25 protein-coding genes are annotated in these 26141 nt (G+C 42.5%); 20 read left to right on the top strand and 5 right to left on the bottom strand.

Annotated features, from left to right (window positions below):
- Positions 1 to 13: 13 nt before the first annotated feature.
- Both J8Z25_RS14235 and tatA read left to right on the top strand, forming a co-directional pair.
- Positions 14 to 2830 (top strand): TonB-dependent receptor, encoded by a 2817-nt coding sequence (locus J8Z25_RS14235; RefSeq protein WP_250661237.1) that lies wholly within the window; start codon positions 14 to 16, stop codon positions 2828 to 2830.
- A 71-nt stretch (positions 2831 to 2901) separates the two neighbouring features.
- Entirely contained in the window at positions 2902 to 3057 is a 156-nt protein-coding gene (gene tatA, locus J8Z25_RS14230; protein ID WP_130050532.1) for a twin-arginine translocase TatA/TatE family subunit, read from the top strand.
- A gap of 13 nt (positions 3058 to 3070) precedes the next feature.
- On the opposite strand, the gene J8Z25_RS14225 is transcribed toward tatA, so the two are convergent.
- On the bottom strand, positions 3071 to 4150 hold the full coding sequence (locus J8Z25_RS14225) for a mechanosensitive ion channel family protein (RefSeq protein WP_250661236.1): 1080 nt from the start codon (positions 4148 to 4150) through the stop codon (positions 3071 to 3073).
- Between the two features lie 122 nt (positions 4151 to 4272).
- On the opposite strand from J8Z25_RS14225, the gene J8Z25_RS14220 reads away from it, so the two are divergent.
- The 3 genes from J8Z25_RS14220 to J8Z25_RS14210 all read left to right on the top strand — a co-directional run bounded on the left by J8Z25_RS14220 (position 4273) and on the right by J8Z25_RS14210 (position 7147).
- Positions 4273 to 5250 carry a YihY/virulence factor BrkB family protein gene (locus J8Z25_RS14220; RefSeq protein ID WP_167658656.1) on the top strand — a complete coding sequence of 326 codons (978 nt, stop codon included), beginning with the start codon at positions 4273 to 4275 and terminating at the stop codon, positions 5248 to 5250.
- Positions 5251 to 5323: 73 nt separating this feature from the next.
- Positions 5324 to 6166: a pirin family protein gene (locus tag J8Z25_RS14215; protein WP_130050535.1), complete on the top strand. Its 843-nt coding sequence runs from the start codon at positions 5324 to 5326 to the stop codon at positions 6164 to 6166.
- Between the two features lie 9 nt (positions 6167 to 6175).
- On the top strand, positions 6176 to 7147 hold the full coding sequence (locus tag J8Z25_RS14210; RefSeq protein ID WP_250661235.1) for a glutathione S-transferase family protein: 972 nt from the start codon (positions 6176 to 6178) through the stop codon (positions 7145 to 7147).
- Positions 7148 to 7188: 41 nt separating this feature from the next.
- Here J8Z25_RS14210 and J8Z25_RS14205 read toward each other — a convergent pair whose 3' ends face one another.
- The 4 genes from J8Z25_RS14205 to J8Z25_RS14190 form a co-directional block, all read right to left on the bottom strand.
- Positions 7189 to 7764, bottom strand: coding sequence for an AAA family ATPase (locus J8Z25_RS14205; protein ID WP_233786762.1), 576 nt, complete (start codon positions 7762 to 7764; stop codon positions 7189 to 7191).
- 89 nt (positions 7765 to 7853) lie between these two features.
- The gene (locus J8Z25_RS14200) at positions 7854 to 8111 is read right to left on the bottom strand and encodes a hypothetical protein (protein WP_250661234.1); all 258 of its coding nucleotides are present in this window, start codon (positions 8109 to 8111) and stop codon (positions 7854 to 7856) included.
- Positions 8112 to 8120: 9 nt separating this feature from the next.
- On the bottom strand, positions 8121 to 8558 hold the full coding sequence (locus J8Z25_RS14195) for a hypothetical protein (protein ID WP_130050539.1): 438 nt from the start codon (positions 8556 to 8558) through the stop codon (positions 8121 to 8123).
- Positions 8559 to 8563: 5 nt separating this feature from the next.
- Positions 8564 to 8905, bottom strand: coding sequence for a DUF883 domain-containing protein (locus tag J8Z25_RS14190; RefSeq protein ID WP_130050540.1), 342 nt, complete (start codon positions 8903 to 8905; stop codon positions 8564 to 8566).
- 461 nt (positions 8906 to 9366) lie between these two features.
- On the opposite strand from J8Z25_RS14190, the gene mraZ reads away from it, so the two are divergent.
- The 15 genes from mraZ to ftsZ are packed head-to-tail and all read left to right on the top strand — an operon-like array spanning position 9367 to position 26081.
- The gene (gene mraZ, locus J8Z25_RS14185; RefSeq protein WP_130050541.1) at positions 9367 to 9825 is read left to right on the top strand and encodes a division/cell wall cluster transcriptional repressor MraZ; all 459 of its coding nucleotides are present in this window, start codon (positions 9367 to 9369) and stop codon (positions 9823 to 9825) included.
- 30 nt (positions 9826 to 9855) lie between these two features.
- Positions 9856 to 10791, top strand: a complete 936-nt coding sequence (gene rsmH / locus J8Z25_RS14180) for a 16S rRNA (cytosine(1402)-N(4))-methyltransferase RsmH (RefSeq protein ID WP_130050542.1) — start codon at positions 9856 to 9858, stop codon at positions 10789 to 10791.
- Positions 10791 to 11117: a cell division protein FtsL gene (gene ftsL / locus J8Z25_RS14175; RefSeq protein WP_130050543.1), complete on the top strand. Its 327-nt coding sequence runs from the start codon at positions 10791 to 10793 to the stop codon at positions 11115 to 11117. Before rsmH ends, ftsL begins: the two co-directional genes overlap by 1 nt.
- Positions 11114 to 12931 carry a penicillin-binding transpeptidase domain-containing protein gene (locus tag J8Z25_RS14170; protein WP_250661233.1) on the top strand — a complete coding sequence of 606 codons (1818 nt, stop codon included), beginning with the start codon at positions 11114 to 11116 and terminating at the stop codon, positions 12929 to 12931. Before ftsL ends, J8Z25_RS14170 begins: the two co-directional genes overlap by 4 nt.
- Positions 12924 to 14402 (top strand): UDP-N-acetylmuramoyl-L-alanyl-D-glutamate--2,6-diaminopimelate ligase, encoded by a 1479-nt coding sequence (gene murE, locus J8Z25_RS14165; protein ID WP_178927426.1) that lies wholly within the window; start codon positions 12924 to 12926, stop codon positions 14400 to 14402. Before J8Z25_RS14170 ends, murE begins: the two co-directional genes overlap by 8 nt.
- Positions 14399 to 15787 carry a UDP-N-acetylmuramoyl-tripeptide--D-alanyl-D-alanine ligase gene (locus J8Z25_RS14160; protein WP_250661232.1) on the top strand — a complete coding sequence of 463 codons (1389 nt, stop codon included), beginning with the start codon at positions 14399 to 14401 and terminating at the stop codon, positions 15785 to 15787. The genes murE and J8Z25_RS14160 overlap by 4 nt, the downstream gene beginning before the upstream one ends.
- Positions 15781 to 16863 carry a phospho-N-acetylmuramoyl-pentapeptide-transferase gene (mraY, locus tag J8Z25_RS14155; RefSeq protein WP_130050547.1) on the top strand — a complete coding sequence of 361 codons (1083 nt, stop codon included), beginning with the start codon at positions 15781 to 15783 and terminating at the stop codon, positions 16861 to 16863. Before J8Z25_RS14160 ends, mraY begins: the two co-directional genes overlap by 7 nt.
- The gene (murD, locus tag J8Z25_RS14150; RefSeq protein ID WP_250661231.1) at positions 16864 to 18189 is read left to right on the top strand and encodes a UDP-N-acetylmuramoyl-L-alanine--D-glutamate ligase; all 1326 of its coding nucleotides are present in this window, start codon (positions 16864 to 16866) and stop codon (positions 18187 to 18189) included.
- Entirely contained in the window at positions 18186 to 19361 is a 1176-nt protein-coding gene (gene ftsW / locus J8Z25_RS14145) for a cell division protein FtsW (protein ID WP_130050549.1), read from the top strand. Before murD ends, ftsW begins: the two co-directional genes overlap by 4 nt.
- A complete protein-coding gene (murG, locus tag J8Z25_RS14140; RefSeq protein ID WP_250661230.1) occupies positions 19358 to 20431 on the top strand; it encodes an undecaprenyldiphospho-muramoylpentapeptide beta-N-acetylglucosaminyltransferase in 1074 nt (357 codons plus the stop codon). The genes ftsW and murG overlap by 4 nt, the downstream gene beginning before the upstream one ends.
- Positions 20432 to 20448: 17 nt before the next feature.
- Positions 20449 to 21885 carry a UDP-N-acetylmuramate--L-alanine ligase gene (gene murC, locus J8Z25_RS14135; RefSeq protein WP_502934604.1) on the top strand — a complete coding sequence of 479 codons (1437 nt, stop codon included), beginning with the start codon at positions 20449 to 20451 and terminating at the stop codon, positions 21883 to 21885.
- Positions 21882 to 22802 carry a D-alanine--D-alanine ligase gene (locus J8Z25_RS14130; protein ID WP_250661228.1) on the top strand — a complete coding sequence of 307 codons (921 nt, stop codon included), beginning with the start codon at positions 21882 to 21884 and terminating at the stop codon, positions 22800 to 22802. Before murC ends, J8Z25_RS14130 begins: the two co-directional genes overlap by 4 nt.
- 1 nt (position 22803) lies before the next feature.
- Positions 22804 to 23583, top strand: coding sequence for a cell division protein FtsQ/DivIB (locus J8Z25_RS14125; protein WP_130050553.1), 780 nt, complete (start codon positions 22804 to 22806; stop codon positions 23581 to 23583).
- Positions 23580 to 24812 carry a cell division protein FtsA gene (gene ftsA / locus J8Z25_RS14120; RefSeq protein WP_130050554.1) on the top strand — a complete coding sequence of 411 codons (1233 nt, stop codon included), beginning with the start codon at positions 23580 to 23582 and terminating at the stop codon, positions 24810 to 24812. The genes J8Z25_RS14125 and ftsA overlap by 4 nt, the downstream gene beginning before the upstream one ends.
- A 21-nt stretch (positions 24813 to 24833) precedes the next feature.
- Positions 24834 to 26081 carry a cell division protein FtsZ gene (gene ftsZ, locus J8Z25_RS14115; protein ID WP_054561045.1) on the top strand — a complete coding sequence of 416 codons (1248 nt, stop codon included), beginning with the start codon at positions 24834 to 24836 and terminating at the stop codon, positions 26079 to 26081.
- The last annotated feature ends 60 nt before the right edge of the window (positions 26082 to 26141 follow it).

Raw genomic sequence — 26141 nt, 5'->3', positions numbered from 1 at the left:
ACAGGAAATCATCATGGCAACAACAACTAGAAAAAAATATTTGAGTGTGCTGATAAGCTCAATTCTGGCTTCATCAGTCAGTTTCGCCACAACTGCTCAACAACAAGAAAACGATAGTAAGGCCGAAGAAGATGTTGAGGTTATTGAGGTCACAGGGATCCGTAGCAGTATTAAAGAATCAAACTTTCGAAAGAAGGAAGCAACGACAGTGGTAGATGTTGTTGTTGCAGATGACATCGGTAAGTTCCCTGATGAAAATTTAGCCGAGGCATTACAGCGTATTCCGGGAATTACGATTACTCGTAATGGGGGGGAAGGGCAAAATATCCTCGTGCGTGGCTTAGGTGGCGGCTACAACATTACCACTTTGAATGGTCGTAAACTGGCTTCTGAAAACTCAGGACGTGACTTTAACTTTGACACAATTGCCTCAGAGTTAGTGGGAGCGCTTCAGGTTTATAAGTCGCCAGAAGCACGTTTAATTGAAGGGGGCATTGGTGCGGTTGTTGATATCGAAACTCGTAAACCATTAGATCAAGATGGCTTTACTTTGAGTGCTTCTGCAAAAGGGATTTATGAATCGCGAACCGGCGATGTTCACCCACATGCTTCATTCATCATAGGTGACAATTTTAATGACGATACCTTTGGTGTGCTTTTCTCTGGTGCTTATTCAAAGAAAACCTTACGTGCAGATACTTACTCAGCAAGCGGCTTTTTTGATGAAGAAGAAGGTTGGGGGGCAGACAGCGCGGGTGTGCCAGTCGACATGAATGGCAACGGAGAAATTGATGGGCAAAGTGAAATATTTGCCTCAAAAATCCCGAGTTACATGTATTTTGCCAACGCGCAGGATGTGCGTGAACGCGTCGGTGCGACGTTAGCAATGCAGTGGCGCCCAACTGATACCCTCGATATTAACTTCGATGCCCTTTATTCACGTTACAACACTGATGGTCATCGCTATCAAATCGGTTTTGTTAACTATGATGAAAGCTGGACGCCAGGCACGCCAGTCTTTACCGGTGCAGAATTTGATGACACAGGTCGAGTTGTTTCCATGACGCAAACCGGTAACACTATGGTGGAGTTACTCAACTTAACGAACCCACGTAAAACTGATACTTATCAGTTTGCCCTTAATGCAAAATGGTATCCAATGGATGGCCTAACACTGGCTATGGATGTTGCTCATTCAAAAGCGAAAAACGAAAACGGTGGTGATAACCGCTTTATTGTAGCGCGTGGTTTTATTGACTCTATAGGTATTGATTACAACACTGGCAACATGCTGCCTGATGTTACCTTATCGCCAGGCTTGACTGCGGATCAATCTTACGGAGCTCACTATAGCCGTAACACAGGTACAGGTGTTGAAGACACGGTTAATGACTTTAAGTTCACTGGTACGTTTGTGCCTGAAAGTAATTTGGTGACCCGTATCGACTTTGGTTTAACTTACCTTGAGCAAACTAAGAGCCAACTTGAATATGCATCAAAAAATGCCAGCCAATTTAGTAATGGTGGTCAATATTTAGAACGCGATGGTTATGAATTTGATGACAGCACTGTTGTGAATGTAGGTGACTTTAACCTATTTGAAATTCCAAGCGATGTGTTTGTTGAGGCCAATTTCGATAACTTCTTAGAAGGCGAAAGTAGTATTACACCTGAGCCTTGGCCAAGTTTTGATTACGATAAGTTACTTGCTTACTATCGTTCAATTAATGCTGAAGCAACTGATAAAAGTATCGTTGCATCGCTTAATTCATCGGGTACTTATGAGGTAACCGAAGAAGTCTTGACTGCATATGCGCAAGTGACGCTCGAAAGTACCCTTGCAAAAATGCCGTACATGTTAAATGTCGGTATTCGCGGCTCGCAAACTGAAGTAAGCTCAAAAGGGTCTGTTTACGATTTATCATTAATTGACTTACAAGATGATGGTAAACCACTTGAAAATGGTTGGCGTGAAACCGTTGAGCAATCATTTAAAGGGGATTACAGCAACATTTTACCCAGCATGAACTTTAAGCTTAGTATTACTGATGATTTGATTTACCGTTTCTCTGCGGCACAAGTTATTAGCCGTCCATCGTTAGGTTATTTACGCCCATGGCTTGCGCCAAACTTTGATACTTACCGTGAAGGTTTACCTCAACTTTCTATGGGCGATTCATCGTTAACGCCTGAAGAAGCCAATCAAGCCGATATGACACTAGAGTGGTACTTTGAAGACAGTAGCTCGTTAAGTGGTGGGGTGTTTGTAAAAGACCTAAAATCATTTATCGATTACGTTGAAAGTCCTGTTGAAATCGAAGGTGTGCGCTACTTTGCATCTTACCCGGGTAAGAGTAAATATGGTGCGACTATCAAAGGTGCTGAGTTTGCTTATCAGCAATCACTAGAAAACTTACTGCCTGAACCCTTCAATGGTTTAGGGTTTCAACTTAACTACACCTATGTTGATAGCAGCTACGATGAGCCAGAACTGAAAGAGTCAGGCTTACCATTTAGAGGTATGTCGAAAAACTCATACAACGCTGTGGTTTACTATGAACAATATGGTTTCCAAGCACGTTTAGCTTATAACTGGCGTAGTAAATTCTTGTCGGATCCAGATGCGTGGGGTGGCCCTTATTGGATCTCTGATTATGGTCAGTTAGATGCCAGCATGAGCTATAACATCAGTGATCAATTCACTGTGTTTGCTGAAGCAACTAACTTAACGAATGAGCGTTATTGGGGTTACACCAAACGCACTGACCAAGTGAGTTATCTTGAGCGCTGTGGTACTCAAGTCGCCTTGGGTGTTCGAGCTAGTTTCTAATCTTTGAATTCCCAGTTGTTAGTGTTGTTCAAGCGCCTGCAAAGGCGCTTTTATTTTAAAATGAGGTTGTTATGGCAGGAATTAGTGTTTGGCAATTAGCCATTATTGCTGCAATTGTGGTGCTGTTATTTGGCACAAAAAAGTTATCCCGAATAGGTGGAGATTTAGGGACGTCAGTCAAAGGGTTTAAACGCGCTATGCAAGATAAACCCAATGATGAAGTTTAGTTCGCGATGACGATTAAATTATATTACTGCCTTGTTCAGGATCGCGAGATTGATCGGCTTGTTCGCGAATATCATCGGCGTCACTGCTAACGTCATCAAGGCTATGATCGTCGAGTGATTTTGGTGTTTGTTGCTCAGCGGTTGCATTGATACTTGGTTGCTCTGTATCGTTCTCGCTATTTAAGATAATACGTTCACGGGCGTCATCTGGCATACTAATTTGCTCTTCTAAGTAGGTATTTACTAGCTCTCGCATCAACTGTGAGGCTACCTTGATATGACTATGTTCTGCACTATTTACCCAAAAATAAATAGTTAAATTCAGTGTCGCTGAACCTAGTGAGTCAATCAGAACTTGGCTGGGTGGATCATTAATAACTGCGGGATTTTGATTGACCACTTTCATTGCTAATTGCTGGGCATAGCGAATGTCATTATCATAACCAATACCTACTGCAAAGTGGCCGCGCATTTTAGGGTTAGCAGTTAGATTTTTAATAACGTTTTTATATACAGTCGCATTGGGAATTTGAATATGATTACCATCAAAGTCAACTAAGGTGGTAGCGCGGGCTGTAACCTTTTTAACTACCCCTAAACGACCATCAACTTCGATAACATCGTCAATACGAAAAGGGCGCTGCACACTGAGCAGCATACTTGAAATAAAGTTTTCGGCGATATCGCGAAACGCAAAACCTAAAATAAGCCCGACTAATCCAGTACCACTCATAATCGCCACAGCAAAACTGGTGAGCCCAGCTAGACGCAAAAATAAGTACACACCAAACAAAATTATAATGATACTAAAAAAGCGCCTCGTGACGACATGTAAGAGTTTGCTTTCACTTACAAAGCCAAGTGGTTTTATCAATAGATAGGATAACGGACGGGCCAATAAATAGCAGATAATGATGGCTACAATACCTAATGTCAGGGCGGGTAACATTTGCCATGTAGTATGTAAAAAATGCGTAACCTGAGAATTTAAGTCTTGCCAAGATAAGCTTTCTAAGACTGGTTGCGATGCTACGGAAAGTGTTGGTGTAACTAAGTTATGTATTTGATTTTTTAATATTAAATAATAATTCATCGCACCACTCCATGGGTTTATTTGCAGTTTTTATAGGCTTAGCTTAATGCAAATCAGACGCCATTATTACTGGCAAGTTGTTTGCTACTTTATATCCATTAAGGCAAATTTTTAGGTCACTTATGACTAAGAATAATCGTGGTTTCAAAGCTCGTTCACCCATGGAGATCCCAATTCGAGGCTGGTGGGACATTAGCAAGCGGGTTTATCACAACCTATCACAAGACAACTTATCTTTCGTGGCGGCGGGTGTGGCATTTTATGCTCTGCTTGCGATCTTTCCTGCATTAGCCGCTACAGTCTCTGTTTACGCTTATTTTGCGTCCCCGACCGATATCCATGAGCAGCTTGATAAAGTCACAGCTATTTTACCAACAAGTAGTCGAGACATTATTTTGCTACAGGTTGCAGAGGTGACTCAGCAATCGCAAAAGGTGTTAAGTGTTAGTGCCATAGGGACTTTATTGTTAACGATTTGGAGTAGCAGTAAGGGCTGTCAGGCGCTAATAACAGCCTGTAATATCACTTATCATCAGCATAACAAACGACAATTTTTTATGGCGTTACTGGTACGCTTTTTATTTTCGCTAGGTGCCATTGTTGTTGCGCTGGTGGCCTTATTGATCATCGGTATTTTACCGATTGTGCTTAACCTAGTTGGTTTAACAGAGCTTATTGATTTGTTGATCAAGCTCATTACGTGGCCATTGTTAGCCATCACTTTTAATTGCGCTTTGGCATTTTTATATCGTTATGCGCCTCATCGAACTCCGGCAAAATGGCGCTGGATCACACCAGGCTCAATACTGGCTACTTTGCTGTGGATCATCGCATCAATTGGTTTTTCATATTATGTCTCCCAATTTGCAAGCTATAACGAAACGTATGGCTCATTAGGTGGAGTAGTGATTATGTTGATGTGGCTCTATATCAGCGCATACATCATTATTTTTGGTGCAGCAATCAATGCCAGTGCCGAGCAGCAAACTGTGGTTGATAGCACTATAGGGCCTGAGAAAGAGGTGGGTCAACGCGGAGCGACTGTGGCGGATGAATTAACCAAGCAGCAAAATAAACATTCTCTTAAACAGAATGATTAGCGCGAATTTTACTCATGGTTGTTAACTAAATTAGCTCCTACAATTATTTTATACAATTTACGGGAGTAAAGTTATGAATGTGATTCAACAGTTAAATAGCCATGCCACACAAGATGGTGATGGCGTAAACATTAGCCGTATTCCGGGCTTTGATGGCAAGTATTTAGATCCCTTTTTAATGATCGATGAGCTTAAGTCAGATGATCACAGTGATTTTATGGGTGGTTTTCCTGCGCATCCTCACCGTGGTATTGAAACTTTTACGTATATTATTAAAGGCGGCTTCGAGCACCAAGACCAAATGGGCAACAAAAAAGCCATCCGTGCTGGCGATGTGCAGTGGATGAGTACTGGTTTTGGTGTAATCCACAGTGAAATGCCTTTGGCAGATGCCAAAGAGGGTATGCATGGCTTTCAGATTTGGTTAAATATGCCAAGTGCTGAGAAGCTTAGAAAACCGCGTTACCAAGATACCACTGAAGCGCCGGCGCCAACGACTCGAAATGAGCAGGGCGTTGAGCTAAAAGCGTTAGCTGGAAGCTGGGAGTTTGCTGATGAAAATCAGGTTTCTAGCCTACAAGATCTCGCCGCTAACGGCATGCTTGCCGATGTGACTTTACCGGCTGGTACACAGTTTTACCATGCACCGCTTACACAAACTAAGGTGATGCTTTATATCCACACAGGTGAAATTCATACTGAGCAGGGTGGGCCAGTTAAAGCAGGCAGTTTACTTATTTTAGAGCCTGGTAGTGATATTGAATTTAACTCTCAAACTGGTGCGGGCGTGTTGTTGCTTGCTGGTGAGCCGCTTAAGCAACCAATCGCGCATATGGGTCCGTTTGTAATGACAACACAAGCTGAGTTACAGCAAGCAGTACGTGACTATCAGTTAGGTAAATTTGGCACTCTATAGGAGGTTATTGTGGGATTACTCGTAAATGGCCAATGGCAAGATAAATGGTACGACACCGATAACAATCAAGGTGAATTCAAGCGTGAGGCGGCCCAGTTACGTAATTGGGTCACCGCAGATGGTAGTGCGGGAGAAAGCGGTGATGCAGGCTTTAAAGCAGAAAAAAATCGCTATCATCTTTATGTATCTTTGGCCTGTCCTTGGGCACACCGCACCTTGATATTTCGTCATTTAAAAGGCCTTGAAGACTATATTAGTGTATCTGTAGTAAGCCCTGACATGCTTGAACATGGTTGGACATTTGACAAAGATAATCACAGTACGGGGGATGCATTATTCAATACTGATTATTTGCACCAAATTTATACTCGTAATAAACCTGACTACTCTGGTCGCGTAACAGTTCCTGTGCTTTGGGATAAAAAGTCTCAGCGTATCGTGAGTAATGAGTCTGCAGAGATTATTCGCATGTTTAACAGTGCATTTAATGATCTAACAGGCAATGAGCGCGACTTTTACCCTGCGTCGTTGCGTACTGAAATTGATGAAATTAATGATCTTGTTTATAACAATATCAATAACGGTGTTTATCGTGCTGGCTTTGCGACAACGCAAGAAGCCTATGAAGATGCATATGACCACTTATTTGCTGCCCTTGATAAAATTGAGCTGCGTTTGACAGATAATCGTTATCTAGTGGGTGATACATTGACTGAAGCCGACTGGCGACTGTTTACCACTTTAATTCGCTTCGACAGTGTTTACGTGGGTCACTTTAAATGTAATTTGCGTACCATCGAAAGTTACCCTGTGATCAGCAATTATTTGCGTGAGTTATATCAAACTAAAGGAGTGAGTAAGACGGTTGATTTTTACCATATTAAACGCCATTACTACTTCAGCCACACGATGATTAACCCAACGCAGATCGTGCCTAAAGGGCCGGCAATAGACTACTCGCGCCCACACAATCGAGGATAAAAAGTGACTAAAACTAACAGTTTAATTTAGCAATTAAGCTGTTAGTTATAACTATCCATGACCTTGCTAATTGTGTCGATGCCAAACATCACTTTTTGAATAAATGACTCTGAACTTTTCACTAAATTAAAATTAGGGTGCTGTGACCAAATTGCTTGTAGTTTGTCATCAAGCAAGATAGCTTGCTGATCAGATTCGTTTCTTACTGGATTGTTAGAGTGAATGCTTTGCCCAGATTTAGCAGCAGTTTCAAAAAAGATCACCGCATCGTATTGGTTGAGTTCTATTTGTAGGCTGGTATTTAAGCATTGAAAAAACTCATCTTGTTCACCAGGCCAATAGGCAAGCCCATCTAAACTGCCACGATCGCAAAGCATCAAACGATTTGGATGCATAGTTCGCTGAATATGTTCTAGGTGTTTTTGTAAGCTGAAAATGGCTTGCTGGTGTGCTTTGATAAGATGAGGTGAGTCACTACGTTCTATACCGCCACCAAAAAGCATGGTTGCAGACTCTGGTACCACGACAATTTGTTTAGAAAATTCTCGTCTTAGCAAGTCGATGGCTGTTGTTTTTCCACCACCTGGACCACCTGTTAATACAATCCTTTTTTTCACCTTAAGTTTCCACACATAACTAGTTTGTGTTTAAGGTAATGAAAATAGCTTGCAAAGAGAAGTAAAAAACAAACTTTACATGATAAAGATCACAACAAGCGTAATAACCAGCTAAAGCGACTGACTTGTTTAAGTTTACCGTCTTTGTTATCTGAGTTATTGAGAGTTTCGTAGCCCATACCTGCAGTGAACGCACTGGCAATACCGACTTTACTTACAGCAAATCGCTTTAATCTGTACTTAAATGCCTGATGATGCTGACGTTTAATCTCATCTTGCAGATCCATTTGTTGACTAAGCTCAGTTACTTTATGCTGTGGCTTATTGATAAAATAATCAATTAACATCACTCATCCTTATTTAATATTCAATAATTGACGAACACTTTTAAGAGTGTGATCAAAACCAATCTTACTACTTACATAACCAATGTTTTTCCAAAGCCAAGCAAGGCAAAGTAGTTGTAATGCAATCAGTGAGATAGCTGATAGCCACAATGATTGGCTAAAACTGAATATGGCGATACCCACGGTAGCAAGTAAACCAGCCCAAAGCAGTACTAACCCTCCAGCAAAACAAACAAGTAAGATAATAGTTAAGGCGAGAGAGCGTGTTGATAGGCGCCACTCAGCAGCTGCAATCTTTTTGCAAGTACCTGTTTGTTTACGGTAGTCAATGTATAGCTGTTTGGCGTAATCAGATAATTTAGCAAGATGATCTTGCCACTGATCAGCGTTTGGCGGCTGATCAGTGGCACCTTGCGTTTTCTCATCTGTAGATTGAGAAGGCTGCATAACAATTACTTACGACGAATAAGCGCAGATACTAACATGCCTGCAGCAAAGGCAATACCCGCTGTTGCAAGTGGGTTTTCTGATGCAAGCTGACGAGTTTTACCACTGTATTCGTTAATTTTAGCACGTGCTACAGCTTGTTTTTCAGAAAGCGTTTGGGCAGAGCTAGACGCACCTTGACGTACACTTTGCTCGGCACTTGCAGCACGCGTTGATAATGCATCTACAGCGTGATGTGCTGCTTCAGTTGCTTTTTCTGTAAATGGCGCCTCTACTTGAGCCGCTTTCGAGTTTGCACTGCTGTCCGTTGCTGTACTTGTGTTCGATTTTGAAGTTGCGGTAGTCATAATCATTCCTTAAAAAATTGCCATTGAATTGGTAGCTAGTCTGTCGCAACCTTTATACCAAATTGCAAAAGGTATATTTTTCAATATGTTAATATTGTAGTTGAGTTCTAGGATAGATATTTCCCGTAACTCTTGCAGGGTGATTAAGTAAAAATTACAGCATAAGATAATTTTGTAATTATTCATTGGTTATTCATTAACCATTTTTCCCTAATCCATTACCAAGAAAATTGAAAAAAAATTTTTTTTCGATGTTTTCCACTTTTTCCCACGTAATTCATAGGCTTTGCCTGAGGCCTTATTTTTTCTGGCTTCACAAGGCGCTTATGATGGTCTGCTTACTTGACAAAATGGCTTGTCAAGCCCTAAACTGGAGCACTGTGGTAAAAAGTGGTTTTTAGTGGATCAAACTGGATCGGAAATAATCATTAACGATTAATAACCTATTTTTAAGGCAAGTTATGTTTCGGGGTGCGAGCTCTCTGAGTTTGGATGATAAAGGACGCTTTGCGGTACCAACTAAGTACCGAGATGCGATCTTGTCTGAAGATCAGGGAACGGTTATTTGCACTGTGGCCTTAAACGAACCTTGTTTGTGGTTATACCCGTTAGCAGAATGGCTCGAAATCGAAGAACGATTATTAAAGATTTCGAACATGAATCCACGTGCTCGCCGCATGCAACGTATGTTGCTTGGTAACGCTACAGAGTATCAACTAGATAAAAATGGCCGAATTCTGCTGGCGCCGTCTTTACGAGCACACGCAGAACTTGGAAAAAAAATCATGTTGGTTGGCTTGATGAACAAGTTTGAAATTTGGGATGAAGATCGTTGGCATGAACAAATGCGCCAAGATACTGAAATTGAACGCCAAGGCGATTTTGAGGCGAATCCTGAGTTCGATAACTTCTCACTCTAACCACAATAATAAAAAGGCAAAAACTAGCTAATGACAGCGCAATTTGAACATGTCTCTGTACTGATGGACGAAACCATAGATGCTTTGGATATTAAACCCGAAGGCATTTATATGGATGGCACATTTGGTCGCGGCGGACACTCAGGGCAAATTCTTGCGCGTTTAAGTGAACAAGGTCGCTTGCAAGCGATTGATCAAGATCCACAAGCTATTAAAGCTGCTGAAAAATTTGCTGATGATGCACGTTTTTCGATTGCCCACACGCGTTTTTCAAATCTTAAAGCCGTTGCTGAAGATAATGATTTAATCGGTAAGGTTGACGGCATTTTGTTAGATATCGGTGTTTCTTCACCACAGCTTGATGATGCTGAACGCGGTTTTAGCTTTATGAAAGATGGCCCGCTCGATATGCGCATGGACCCAACCAGTGGTCGCAGTGCTGCACAATGGTTAGCTGAAGCTGAACTTGAAGATATTACCCATGTGATTAAAACCTACGGTGAGGAAAAGTTTGGTCGTCGCATTGCCCATAAAATCATTGAGACTCGAGAGCACACACCTATTACTAGCACTAAGCAGCTTGCTGATTTAGTCGATGAAGCTGTGCCGGTTAAAGACAAGTATAAGCATCCTGCAACACGAACATTCCAAGCGATCCGTATTTATATCAACAGTGAACTTGAAGAAATTCAAACTGCACTGCAAGCCGCTGTTGACGTTTTAAAGCCAGGTGGACGTTTAGTCGTTATTTCGTTTCACTCGTTAGAAGATCGCATTGTTAAGCAGTTTATAAAAAAACAGAGTAAGGGAGAGGCGATACCCAGAGGTCTGCCTTTGACTGACGCACAAATAAATAAAAACCTGACGTTAAAGGCAGTGGGTAAAGCCATTAAGCCAAGTAAGGCGGAAATTGAAGCTAATCCGCGTTCACGTAGTTCGGTATTAAGGATTGCACAGAGGCTGTAATGAAAGCTAAAGCGGTGAATCGACAACCCAACTTATTTGTGGAAATTTTTAAAGGCCTAGGAGCTAATAAGCTGACCTTGGCCTTATTGGTTGTGATTCTTGCTTCTAGTTTGAGTGTGGTTCAGGTGACGCACTTAGCGCGTCAACAATTGATAGAGCAAGATAAATTATTGCAAGAGCGCGATGAACTCGATCTTGAGTGGCGTTACTTGCTAGTAGAAGAAGAGTTTTATTCGCAGCATGCGCGCATTGAAGAAGTGGCAACCATGCAATTAGAAATGAAGCGGCCAACAAGCAAAGATGAACAGGTGGTAATACTGCAATGAGAAGCAGAGGGAAAAAGCCAACAAATACTTTGATCACATGGCGTTTTTCGCTGGTGTGTTCAGTCGTATTTTTAGTATTCATGTCGCTGGTCGCACGTGCCGCATTTTTACAAGTAATTGAGCCTGATAAAGCGCGCTCAGAAAGTGATAAACGCACGGTACGTGTTGAAAAACAACATGTGCAACGTGGCATGATCTTCGATCGCAATGGTAAAGAACTAGCTGTAAGTGTGCCTGTAGTGAGTGTTTATGCCGACCCTAAAGCGTTAAACAAGTCATTGATCAGTAAGGTACTGCGTCAAGCACGCAAAAACGGTGAAGACCAACAAGCGCTTGCTGAAAACACGGCAGAATTAAACAAACGTATTGCTGCTTATTACAATAATGATATTCGTTGGCGTGAGCTTGCGGATGTACTACGTATTGAACCTAGCAAAATTAACTCTCGTCTTCGTGATAATCCAAAGCGACGATTTGTCTATTTAAAACGTCAAGTCACTCCTGCGGTTGCTAACTATATTGGCGATCTTCGTTTACCGGGTATCCATTTACTGGATGAATCAAAACGTTATTATCCAGCCGGTGAAGTGACGGCTCATGTTATTGGTTTCACTAACATTGATGGCCATGGCATTGAAGGGATTGAAAAGCTTTATGAAAAGGCGTTAACGGGCGTTGAAGGTCAGCGCACTATTCGTAAAGATGCCCAAGGTCGTGAAGTAGAGGTGCTTGATGAACGTGAGCGCGTAGAGCCAGAGAGCATTCACTTAAGTATCGACCAACGTATTCAAGCAATTGCTTATAAAGCAGTAAAATCAGCGGTGTTATCTTACAAAGCGACCTCAGGTTCAGCCATGGTTGTGGATGTTAAAACAGGTGAAGTGTTAGCGATGGTAAATAGCCCATCGTTTAACCCAAATAATCTTAATGATGCCGCACCGCATAAGCGCCGTAACCGAGCGATTACCGATTTATTTGAACCTGGCTCCACTGTTAAGCCACTAGCCATTTTAGCTGGTTTAGACTACGGCACAATTCAACCGGATTCAATCGTTGATACATACCCCGGCTGGATGCGAGTAGGCGGTAGTCTAGTACAGGATACCCGTAATCATGGTGAGATGACTTTAAGAGAAATCTTAAAATATTCAAGCAACATGGGGGTGACTAAGGTTAGCCAAGAACTTCCAAAAGATTACTTTGTTGGTCTATATCAAAAAGTTGGCTTTGGTAGCGATAGTGGTACTGGTATGGTTGGTGAGAGTAGTGGTTTATTTTACCCAAATCGCCGTTGGTCTGATCATGAAATTGCTGCACTATCATTTGGTTATAATCTAGCAGTAAGCACCGCACAAATGGCGCGTTTTTATGCCATGTTAGGTTCAGGTGGTGTCATGCGCCCATTGACTGTACTTAAACAAGATTCGGTACCTGAAGGCGAACGTATTTTTCAACAAAAAGACGTTGAAGCTGTTGTCCACATGATGGAAAGCGTATTCCAAAAAGGCGGTACTGCACAAAAAGTTCATGTTGATGGTTATCGTGCCGCAGGTAAGACAGGTACTTCTAAGAAAGCGGCTGTCGGTGGTTATGGTGACGAATACGTTGGTTACTTTGCTGGTATTGCACCTGCGAGTAACCCGCGTTTAGCAGTAGTAGTATTGATTAACGAACCGGGTGGAGATGTTTATTACGGCGGTGCGACGGCAGGCCCTGCATTTGCAGAGATTGTCTCCAATGCCTTAAGAATTCTAAACGTCGCACCGGACAAAGATGCGGTTGCGTACGTAGAAGGCAAAGATAACGATGCGTGATTTAAAACCGATTCTTAATCATATTGATATTGAGGCCAATAGTTTATTGGTCAATCAACTACGTCTTGATAGTCGAGATGTGAAAGCTGGCGATGTGTTTGTTGCCATTAAAGGTCATCAACTTGATGGCGGACAGTTTATTGAAAAAGCCATTGAAAATGGTGCGGTGGCAATAATTGCTGACCGTTTATGTGAGTTCGATTGTGAATTTGAACCACTTTATTTAGTAACAGATTTAGCAAAAAAGTTGCCAGCACTCGCGGCTGCTTTTTATCAACAGCCATCAAAGCAACTTGATTTAGTGGGTGTAACAGGCACCAATGGCAAGTCAACGACAACAGCGATGATCGCGCATTTAGCAGCGTACTGTCAAAAACGCACAGCGGTGATTGGTACACTTGGCTATGGGCACCCTGATAATCTCACTGAGCTTGCTAACACCACACCATCAAGTGTTGATTTGCAGCGTATTTTATCTGAACTCGTAGAGCAACAGAGTGATGTTGTGGCTATGGAAGTTTCGTCACATGGCTTAGTACAGCACCGTGTTGATCATTGTCAGTTTAAAGCAGCGGTGTTTACTAACCTTTCACGTGATCACTTAGATTATCATGGCACTATGGATGCCTATGGCGATGCTAAGTTGATGTTAATGCGTAATCATATGCCAGAGCTTGTGGTGCTTAACCAAGATGATGCTCAAGTTGAGGCATGGTTGGAAAAGTACGACTTTAATAACCTGATTTGTTATGGTCATAAAAATTTAACGCCTGAAAATGCACGCTTTGTGTATTTCAGTGATGTGACTTACGATAATGCAGGTATTTCGGCGAAGTTTGATACCAGCTGGGGGCAGGCTGAGGTTAATTGCACACTATTCGGTGAATTTAACTTATATAATTTAGCCGCTGCAATGGCCACTTTATTAGGTATGGGCTACCCACTCACTTTGTTAGTTGAAGCCTGTAAAACACTGCAACCAGTCGCTGGGCGCATGCAAGCATTTAGTGAGCCAGGTCAACCAACCTGCATTGTTGATTATGCTCATACTCCAGATGCACTTGCTCTTGCATTACAAGCACTACAAAAACATGTACCGGGTGGAGTGAGCTGTGTGTTTGGTTGCGGTGGTGATCGTGATAAAGGTAAACGCCCGATGATGGCCAAAGCCGCAGAAGGCAATGCAGACCGTATTATTGTTACTAGTGATAACCCGCGTAGTGAAGATCCAAACGCCATTATCGCAGATGTGGTTGCAGGTCTTGAACAGCCAGAACTTGCACATTGTGAAGCAGACCGAGCGCTAGCAATTAGTTATGCTATATCACAAGCCGGTGCTGATGATGTGATTTTAATTGCAGGTAAAGGTCACGAAGATTATCAAATTATTGGCGATCAACGAATCGACTTCTGCGATCGTCAATATGTACAACAACAACTAAAAGAAAAATCGCAAGGGGCGCAGTTATGATCCCTATGGATTTTGATTGGCTAGCAAATGTTCTAGCAACAGATTACCAAGGTGGTAATCAAAAGGTAAAAAACATCAACACAGACACTCGTACTTTGTGCGATGGTGAAGTGTTTTTAGCACTACAAGGCCCCAACTTTGACGGCCACAAATTTGTTGCGCAAGCAAAAGAAAAAGGGGCGATAGCTGCTATTGTTGCGCGTCCCGTTAATGTCGATATTGTACAGTTTGTGGTTAGCGACACGCGCATTGCGTTAGGCCAAATTGGTACTGCTGTCATGGCTCAGGTCGCACCAAAAACGATTGCTATCACAGGTAGCGTAGGTAAAACGACCGTTAAAGAAATGTGTGCGGCGATTTTATCTGATCACGGTGAAGTCCTAGCAACAAAAGGCAACTTTAATAATGACATTGGTGTACCACTGACGTTATTACGCCTTGAGCCACAGCATCAATATGCGGTAATTGAATTAGGTGCCAATCACATTGGTGAAATAGCTTACACTGTTGCAATGACGAAACCTGATGTTGCTGTGGTATGTAATGTTGCAGCTTCTCACTTAGAGGGATTTGGGTCATTACAAGGTGTAGCAACGGCAAAGGGTGAAATCTATGACGGCTTAAAGCCTGATGGTGTCGCTGTGGTTAACTGCGACAGTGATTTTGCCGATTTTTGGCTCGAAAAATTAAATGATCGCAACGTAAAACGCTTTTCTACTAGCCAACAACTAGATTATTGGGCAGAAGATGTGGTGCTTGATGAACAAGCCCGTGCTTCTTTTGTGATTTGTAATAAAGATAAAAAAGTGCCTGTCACCCTCGCATTACCTGGAAAACATAATATTGCCAATGCTTTAATTGCCACAGCCTTAACTACTGAGTTGGGTGTAAGCCTTGAAAATGTTGCATCAGCATTAGCAACCATGGGTGAAGTGAAAGGCCGTGTTAACGTCCTTAAAGTATCAGACACTTTGACTGTTATTGATGATACCTACAACGCAAATGTGCAATCGGTTAAAGCGGCAATTGATTTATTAAGTGATATGCCGGGCCGTCGTATTTTTGCGTTAGGAGATATGGGGGAGCTTGGCGAAGAAGCTCGTTTTTATCATCAACAAGTCGGTGAATACGCGCAGCAAAAAGGCATTGATGAGCTGTACAGCCTAGGGGTATTAAGCAAATCAGCCAGTGATGTATTTGAAAAGCCAAACCGCCACTTCTCAAGCCGTGAACAATTATTACAACAATTACAAAGTGAGCTTGCTCAATCGATGCAAAAAACCACGATCGTTGTAAAAGGTTCACGTAGTTCTCGTATGGAACTTGTGGTCACAGATTTAGTAAATGGCCAGCAAAATGGCAACAATGGAGTATCGTCATGTTAGTTTGGCTGGCAGAGTATTTAACACAGTATTACAGTGGTTTTAATGTTTTTTCTTACCTTACGCTACGTGCGATTTTAGGTATTTTAACGGCGCTGCTTATCTCTCTTTATTTTGGCCCTAAGCTGATTCGTGCATTGCAAAAAATGCAAATTGGTCAGGTGGTTCGTCACGATGGTCCTGAGTCTCATTTATCTAAAAAAGGCACGCCAACCATGGGCGGCATTTTGATTCTAGGGGCAATTTTTACCAGCACATTACTGTGGGCTGACCTTTCAAATAAATATGTATGGGCAACCCTATTTGTAGTGGGCTCGTTAGGTGTGGTTGGCTTTATTGATGACTACCGTAAAGTGATCCGTAAAGATCCTAAAGGCTTAATTGCGAAGTGGAAATACTTTTGGCAATCAGTGATTGCGTTAGTGGTTGCAAGTGCACTTTATTTTACGTCGCAGCAAGGCAGCGAAACCTCGTTAGTAGTACCGTTTTTCAAAGATGTGTTACCTCAGCTTGGGCTGTTTTATATCGTTATGACTTACTTTGTAATTGTAGGTACGTCGAACGCGGTAAACCTGACAGATGGCCTTGATGGTCTAGCGATTGTACCTACGATTTTAGTGGCGGCGGCACTTGCCATTATTGCTTACTTAACCGGTAACGTTAATTTCTCAAGCTATCTACATATTCCACACTTACCATTAGCTAGTGAGCTTGTGGTTGTGTGTACTGCGATTGTAGGTGCAGGACTAGGCTTCTTATGGTTTAACACTTACCCAGCACAAGTATTTATGGGTGATGTAGGCTCATTAGCACTTGGTGGAGCACTGGGTATTATTGCAGTGCTTGTTCGTCAAGAACTGATACTTGTCATCATGGGTGGTGTGTTTGTAATGGAAGCATTGTCGGTGATTTTACAAGTAGGCTCTTACAAATTACGTGGCCAACGTATTTTTAGAATGGCGCCTATTCACCACCATTATGAATTAAAAGGTTGGCCTGAACCGCGCGTTATTGTGCGCTTTTGGATTATTTCAATCGTGCTAGTACTTGCTGGCCTCGCGACATTAAAGATCAGGTAAATGACAGTCATTAACGAGATTAAAAACAAACAAATTTCAGTGCTTGGACTCGGTGTAACCGGTCTGGGCATTGTGCGTTTTTTATTATCTCAGAATATTAAGCCAATCGTTGTTGATAGCCGCTCGGCTCCTCCTGGAGCTGATTGGTTAAATGAGCATGCCAGTGAGTTAACAACCCACTTTGGTGATTTAGAACAGGCTGACTTAGCTAGTAATGACATTATTATCATCAGTCCAGGTCTAAGCCTAGCTACACCTGCTGTAGCAAAAGCGATTGCTGCTGGTGTTGAAGTAATTGGCGATGTTGAATTATTTGCCCGCTTAACCGATAAACCTATCGTTGCTGTGACCGGCTCAAATGGTAAGTCGACTGTAGTTACATTGGCGTTTGAAGTACTTAAAGCGGCCGGTTATAAAGTTGGCCTTGGTGGCAATATTGGCACGGCAGTGCTTGATTTACTGTCTCAAGACTATGATGTATATGTACTTGAACTATCTAGTTTTCAACTTGATACCACTTACAGCTTAAAAGCGAAAAGTGCCTGTGTATTGAATGTCAGCGAAGACCATCTTGATAGGTATCCAAGTTATCAAGCATACATAGATTCTAAGCAAAGTATTTATAACGGCTCAGAGCTTGCTGTAGTTAATGCGATTGATGTGGCTACGCATACTGCAAAGCAACCACAAGTGAGTTTTGCGCTTGCGAATGCAGATTTTGCTTTGGTTGAACATCAAGGTGAACAATACTTTGCAGCACAAGGCAATCCTGTATTACCTGCAAGCTGCTTGAAAGTAGTAGGCTCACATAATCAACAAAATGCGTTAGCGGTCATGGCGTTACTGAGCCCGTTTGCTATCGCGAAAGAGCATTATCAGCAAGCATTCAGTGCCTTTACAGGGCTGGCACATCGTTGTCAGTTTGTCGCTGAAATAAATGAAGTAAAATATTTTAATGATTCAAAGGCGACTAATGTAGGCGCAACCATCGCAGCTATTGATAGCTTGGCGGGCCAAGCAAAGCAATTGATTGTGATTGCTGGTGGTGATGCGAAAGGGGCTGATTTAGATGCCTTAAAGCCATACTTAAACGACAAAGTGAAAGCGCTTGTTTGTTTCGGTAAAGACGCTAAAGCGTTAGTGGCACTAACTGATAAAGGCCACCTAACAACCAATATGCATGAAGCTGTGCTGTTGGCAAAAAAGTTAAGCACGAGCGGCGATATAGTATTATTAGCACCGGCTTGTGCCAGCATTGATATGTATAACAACTATATGCAACGTGGTGATGACTTTACACAGTGTGTATTGGCGGAGGCAGTATGATTGCATTTGCTGACATCCGTGAAGCATTAACACCAAAACAATCGCCACAGCTTTATGATGTGCCTTTGTTGTATTGCATGTTGATGTTGATTGGCGTTGGCTTTGTGATGGTAACCAGTGCCTCTATGCCAACAGCAGAGCGATTATTTGATAATCCGTATCACATTATTATTCGCCACGGCATGTTCTTAATTATGGGCTTTTTCTTGTTTTGGATTGCCACTAACGTGCCTATGGATTGGTGGAAGCGCAGTAACGCCTACTTATTATTACTAGGTTTAGGTTTGCTCGTTTTGGTGCTTATTGTTGGCCGTGAAGTAAATGGTGCAAAGCGTTGGATACCAATTGGTCCTGTTGGCTTTCAGGTTGCTGAGGCCGCCAAGTTGTATTTCTTTAGCTACATTGCTGGTTACTTAGTGCGTAAACGTGAAGAAGTACAAGAGAACTTAAAAGGTTTCTTTAAGCCATTAGCTGTCTTTGGTGTGTATGCGTTTTTGATTTTGATGCAGCCAGACCTAGGAACAGTTGTTGTACTGTTTGTGACGACTGTTGGTTTGTTGTTTTTAGCAGGTGCTAAGCTATGGCAATTTTTTGGTCTTATCTTAACTGGTATTGCAGCAGTTGTGGTGTTGATCATCGCTGAACCATATCGTATGGCTCGAGTAACAGGCTTTTTGGAGCCATGGGAAGATCCATTCGGTAAAGGATATCAGTTAGTACAATCGCTAATGGCATACAGCCAAGGTGGCTGGTTTGGTCAAGGGTTAGGTAATAGCGTGCAAAAACTGCAATACCTACCTGAAGCACATAATGACTTTATCTTTGCTGTGATTGGTGAAGAGCTTGGCTTCTTTGGCGTATTAAGTATTTTGATAGTGCTCGGTGTGTTTGTATTTAGAGCCCTGTTAATTGGCCAAAAAGCGCTGAAATGTGGCAAAGAATACGAAGGCTATTTTGCCTTTGCTATTGGTATCTGGTTTGCGTTTCAAACCATGGTCAATGTTGGCGCTAGCGCGGGTATTTTGCCAACGAAAGGCTTAACATTACCGTTTATTTCATACGGTGGTTCTAGTTTATTAATTATGACCATAGCAACAGGTGTACTTTTGCGAATAGATTTTGAAACCAAAATGGCGACTAAGCAGGCAACCTCACGTGGAGGTAAGCGATGAGTAAAAAGTTACTTGTTGTTGCTGGCGGTACCGGTGGGCATATTTTCCCAGGTATTGCGGTTGCTGACTTTTTAAAGCAACAAGGCTGGCAGGTTAGCTGGATTGGTACCCCTGACAGAATGGAGGCAACTGTCGTTCCTAAGCACAACATTGAGATTGAATTTATCAATGTGAAAGGTGTGCGCGGCAACGGGGTTAAGCGCTTGATTAAAGCACCATTTATGGTGATGAATGCCATTTTTCAAGCACGTAAAATTTTAAAAAAGCAAAAGCCTGATGTTGTTTTAGCTATGGGTGGTTATGTAACTGGACCCACTGGACTTGCAGCGAAAAGCTTAGGTATTCCTTTGGTTATTCATGAGCAAAATGCAGTTGCAGGTATGAGTAACCGTTGGTTAGCAAAGTTTGCTAATAAAGTGCTGGCAGCTTTTCCGTCGGCTTTTGCAAAAGAACAATGTGAAGTGGTTGGCAATCCGGTGCGAGTAAGTGTTGCTAATGTCACTGCTAAAAAAACGACTTCGCCAATCAATGTGCTTGTGGTAGGTGGGTCACTGGGCGCTCAGGTACTCAATGAAACTTTACCTGCTGTATTCAGTGAACTTTCAGCGCTAACAGCGCTTAATATATGGCATCAAACGGGTAAAAATAATGAACCTAATGTGACTGCTAGCTATCATCAGTTAGGGTTAGCTGAAAATAGCAAAGTTGCTGAATTCATTGATGATATGGATAGTGCATATCAATGGGCCGATTTGGTAATTTGCCGCGCTGGTGCGTTAACGGTTAGTGAGATTGCTGCTGCAGGTCGAATGGCGTTATTTGTGCCCTTCCCACATGCTGTAGATGACCATCAAACTGCTAATGCAAAGTATTTAGTCGCTGAGCAAGCTGCATTGATTATGCAGCAAAGTGAGTTTAATCAAGCGGCGGTTGTGGAGTTATTAACACCGTATGTCAGCGCACCAGAAAAAATTTCAACAATGGCAAGCAAAGCAAAACAGCTTGCTATTTTAGATGCCACAGCCAATGTTGCAAAGCGCTGTGAGCAACTAGCAGATAGAAGAGATTAGTAGTGAAAGAAAGCACGATGAAAGAAAACAACACTCGCCCTGCGATGCGTCGTATCGACACCATCCACTTTGTTGGTATTGGTGGCGCAGGTATGGGTGGTATTGCCGAAGTACTTGCTTTTGAAGGCTACCGCATCACAGGTTCAGACATTGCGCACAGTGCGATGACTGAGCGCTTAATTCAACTGGGTGCAGAAGTATTTATTGGTCATGACGAAAATAATGTAAAAGATGCCAGTGTTGTGGTGGTATCAAGTGCGATTAATGAGCAAAACCCTGAGATTAAAGCAGCCAAAGCGGCGCGTATTCCAATTGTTCGCCGTGCAGAAATGCTGGCTGAATTAATGCGTTTTCGCCACGGTATCGCAGTGGCAGGCACCCATGGTAAAACCACAACAACCAGTTTAATTGCCAGCATTTATGCACAAGCAGGCCTTGATCCAACCTTTATTATTGGTGGCTTGTTAAATAGTGCAGGGAGTAATGCCAAGGTAGGTAAAAGCGATTTTTTAATAGCTGAAGCTGATGAGAGTGATGCGTCATTCTTACATTTACAACCTATGGTATCGGTGATCACCAATGTAGAAGAAGATCACATGGACACCTATGCCGGTAGCTTAGAAAAAATGAAAGATACTTACGTCGATTTCATTCATAACTTACCGTTTTATGGTTTAGCTGTAGTGTGTATTGATTCTGAAGTTGCGGCAGAACTTATTCCTCGTTTTGGACGCCCTGTTATCACCTATGGTGAATCAGCAGAAGCTGATTATCGAATGGCTGATTTTAGCCAAACAGCGAATACTTGCTCATTCAATGTGGTGAATAAACAAGGTGAAAGCCTAGCAGTAACGCTTAATATGCCGGGCAAGCACAACGCGCTTAATGCAACGGCTGCAATTGCAGTTGCTAAAGATCAAAACATTGCTAACCATGCAATTTTAGAAGCGCTAACAAAATTTGAAGGGGTAGGCCGTCGTTTTCAGCATTACGGAACGTTTGAAAATGAACGTGGCAATGTCATGTTAGTTGATGATTATGGTCACCACCCATCAGAAGTGGCAGCGACAATTGCGGCGGTTCGTGAGGGATGGCCGGATAAACGTTTAGTGATGGTTTACCAGCCGCACCGTTATAGTCGTACTCGTGACTTGTACGAGGATTTTGTCAAAGTACTGGCTGACGTTGATCAGTTGTTATTGCTTGATGTGTATTCAGCAGGTGAAGAGCCAATTGTCGGTGCTGACAGCAAGAGTTTATGCCGTAGCTTACGACAGCGAGGTAAAGAGCCATTACATGTTGCTAGTAGCTCTGAGCTTGCCGGTGTACTTGCGAATACACTGCAAGATAATGATTTAGTTTTAACACAGGGCGCTGGTAACATAGGCCAGTTAGTGAAAAAGTTAGCAGCAACTAAGTTGTCTATTGAACAACTAAAGCAGGTAAATGTATGAGCCAGTTAAGCGACAAATTTGGCAAAGTAGCGGTACTTTTTGGTGGCACATCTGCCGAACGAGAAGTTTCTCTAAAATCAGGCCAAGCCGTATTGAGCGCTTTGCAAAGTGTGGGTGTTAATGCCATTGCTTTTGATCCTAAAGATCAGCCGTTATGGCAATTAAAAGAGTTAAAAATTGAACGTGTATTTATTGCTCTTCATGGCCGCGGTGGTGAAGATGGCACTATTCAGGGCGCTCTAGAATTTATGGGGATCCCCTATACCGGTAGTGATGTTCTTGGCTCAGCGCTTGCGATGGATAAGGTGCGTTGTAAGCATTTATTTAAAGCAATGGGGTTGAGCACAGCACCCTATGCTGTAGTTGATAGCCGCCATGAATTTGATAGCCAAGCGATTATCAATGAATTTGGCAAAGTGATGGTAAAACCGTCACATGAAGGTTCAAGTATTGGTATGGCAGAAGCAAATAACGCAGAGCAACTAGATACTGCACTTAATGCCGCATTTAAGTTTGATAGCCAAGTACTGGTGGAACAGTGGATCTCAGGCCGTGAATTTACCGTTGCTGTGCTTGGACAGGATGTTCAACCTGTCATTGAGATGACGACGCCAAATGGCTTTTATGACTATCAAGCTAAGTATCAATCAAATACAACTCAGTACCATTGCCCTGCAGATTTATCTGTGCAAGAAACTGAATTATTGCAAGATATGGCATTAAAAGCGTTTGATTTAGTCGGTGCAAGTGGTTGGGGCCGTGTTGATGCAATGCGTGATCAGCAAGGTAACTTTTACTTATTAGAAGTAAATACGGTACCTGGCATGACAGAAAAGTCTTTAGTACCAATGGCGGCAAAAGCGAATGGTTCAAGCTTTGAGCAATTAGTTGTTCGCATTTTGGAGCAAACACTTTAATATGCATTCTTTTTTAGAAAAAGTGCAACAATTAAAACAGCAGTTAAACTGGTCGCTGATTTTTGGTGTGAGCTTTTTTCTATTGGTGATTTTTGCATTAGTAAAAATCACCACAGGCGTCTCAGATTGGTTGGTAGAGAACAAAGACGCGCAAATAAAGCATTTATCAGTTTTAGGGCAGCCCCAATACACTGATGAAAAAGCAATTATTGGTGCAATAAGAAAAGCCGACTTATCGAGTTTTTTTGAATTAGACGTAAAACATGTGCAACGCTTAGTACAAAGCTTGCCTTGGGTTGCTACGGCATCGGTCAGAAAACAATGGCCTGATACCTTGCAGGTATATGTAGTAGAGCACCAAGCTGTAGCGCACTGGAATAGTGATTTACTGTTAAATCAAGCTGGTGAAGTGTTTCAAGCAAGTAGTGACAAATTACCCACTAGCTTGCCTCAACTATATGGCCCAGAAGGCAGTGAAATCGAAGCGTGGACAGCATTTCGTCAATTTCAAGAAATGCTAAAATTGAATAACTTAGAGCTGACCAGTTTAGCGCTTTCTGAGCGCTTTTCGTGGCAGTTATGGCTTGATAACGGCATTCGCCTGAACTTAGGCCGCAAAGAAAAAGCAAAGCGTGTACAGCGTTTTATTGACGTGTATCCGCGCATGGAACAACGTGCAGATGCACAAATCGATGTTGTTGATTTACGGTATGATACCGGCCTTGCAGTGAGCTGGAAGCCATTGCAAGAAGAACAATTAGAAAATAAGAGTAAGGCATGACCAAGTCAGCAGAAAGAAACCTAGTGATTGGATTAGACGTTGGCACATCGAAAGTTGTGGCCACCGTTGGTGAAATCACCGCAGATAATAAACTAAGCATTGTGGGTGTTGGCAGCCAAGTATCGCATGGTATGGATAAAGGTGGCGTTAACGACCTTAACCTTGTTTCTGAGTCGATTCGTCGCGCTATAGACGAAGCTGAGTTGATGGCTGATTGTCGTATCAGCTCTGTTTATTTGGGTATTTCTGGAAAACATATCCAGTGCCAAAACGAAAGCGGTGTCGTTGCGATTAACAACACTGAAGTGACTGACGAAGATATTGAAAATGTGATCCACATTGCTCGTTCGGTCCCTATTTCGGCAGAACGAAAAATGCTGCATGCACTGCCACAAGAGTACAGCATCGATATGCAAGAAGGGATTAAAAACCCATTAGGTATGAGCGGTGTACGTATGGAAGCTCGGGCGCATATCATTACTTGCTCAAACGATATGGCTAAGAATATCGAAAAATGTGTTGAGCGTTGTGGGCTTGAAGTTGATCAGTTGATCTTCACGGCATTGGCATCATGTTATTCAGTATTAACCGACGATGAAAAAGAGCTCGGTGTAGCTGTTCTAGATATTGGTGGTGGTACGATGGATATCACTATTTATATTAATGGTGCGCTTCGCCACTCAGCCGTTATTCCGGTAGCTGGTAACCAAGTGACTGGTGATATTGCAAAAATATTTAGAACTCCTATATCACATGCTGAGTCACTCAAAGTACAATATGCGTGTGCAAGTAGCCAAATGGCAAGCAACGAAGATACGATTGAAGTACCGAGTGTAGGTGGCAGACCTGCGCGTATTATGTCGCGCCATACCTTATCTGAGGTTGTTGAGCCACGTTTTAGAGAGTTATTTGAGCTGGCTATGGAAGAAATACGTCGCTCAGGTTTTGAAGACCAAATTGCTGCAGGTCTCGTCATTACTGGCGGAACAGCAAAAATGGCTGGGGCAATGGAAGTGGCAGAAGACATTTTCCAAATGCCAGTCAGAATTGGCAAGCCGATCGGGATGGTTGGTTTGACAGATTATGTAGATGATCCTTCGTACGCGACCGCGGTTGGTTTGTTACAATACGGCCGTACTATGCAATCGATGAATGCACAAAAATCGAAAGCTGAAGGTGATAATAATTGGTGGAACCGTATTACTAAATGGTTCCAAGGTGAGTTTTAAAACTCAAGTCGGAGAGTAAACATGTTTGATATGATGGAACAGCACAGCGAAGAAGCTGTCATTAAAGTAATTGGCGTGGGCGGTGGCGGCGGTAACGCTGTTGAGCACATGGTAAAACAACAAATTGAAGGCGTACGTTTCATTGCCGCGAATACGGATGCACAAGCATTACGTAATTCATCAGCTGATGTAACTGTACAGCTAGGTACACAAATCACCTCTGGTCTAGGTGCGGGCGCTAACCCAGAAGTGGGCCGTAATTCAGCTGAAGAAGACGCTGAAACTATCCGTGCCAGTCTTGAAGGCGCTGACATGGTGTTCATCGCAGCTGGTATGGGTGGTGGTACCGGTACAGGTGCTGCGCCAGTGGTTGCTAAAATTGCTAAAGAGTTAGGCATTTTAACGGTTGCAGTTGTAACGCGCCCGTTTGACTTTGAAGGTAAAAAGCGTGCTGCAGCTGCTGAACAAGGCATTAATGAATTGTCAGAAACTGTAGATTCACTTATTACAATTCCTAACAACAAATTGCTTAAAGTTTTAGGCAAAGGCACTACACTATTAGATGCCTTCGCAAAAGCGAATGACGTTTTATTTGGTGCGGTACAAGGTATTGCAGAGCTAATCACCCGTTCTGGTCTAATCAACGTGGATTTCGCCGACGTACGTACTGTTATGTCAGCGATGGGGACTGCGATGATGGGTACAGCATCTGCGTCTGGTCCTGACCGAGCACAAGAAGCGGCAGAAGCAGCTATCTCAAGCCCACTACTTGAAGATGTCGATTTAACAGGTGCTAAAGGTATCCTAGTTAATATCACTGCAGGTATGGATATTGCGATTGAAGAATTTGAAATTGTTGGTAACCACGTTAAAGCACTTGCGTCAGAAAACGCAACAGTGGTTGTAGGTGCGGTAATTGACCCTGAAATGAGCGACGAGTTACGTGTAACGGTTGTTGCAACAGGTTTAGGCGGCGACCGTCGTCCACAGTTTGGTATTGTTGATAATGGCTTTAAGAAAGCATCAGGTTCTGATGTACAAAGCTCAATGAACCAAACAACGAGCAGCATGTATGTACCAAGCTTTGCAAGTCAAGGTAGCAGCGATGATGTAAGCATGTCATCTGCGTCTGAAAAGCAAGAGCCAGTACAACAAAGTACAACGAGCAGCTCAGTATCTAGCAGCACTGAGAGCAGCAAAAAATCTGATAAGTCAGAAGGGGGAGATTATTTCGATATCCCTGCTTTTCTTAGAAAGCAAGCTGACTAAATAGACTTTTACTGGTTATTTTGTTCGATAAATAAACAAATTGGCAGCTGGATGTATTTA

Origin of the sequence: Pseudoalteromonas sp. SCSIO 43101 (genome assembly GCF_023650775.1) — a bacterium.
In the GTDB taxonomy this organism is placed as follows: domain Bacteria; phylum Pseudomonadota; class Gammaproteobacteria; order Enterobacterales; family Alteromonadaceae; genus Pseudoalteromonas; species Pseudoalteromonas apostichopi.
Note: the sequence above shows the minus strand (reverse complement) of the source record. Positions and strands in the feature narration are given on the sequence as shown.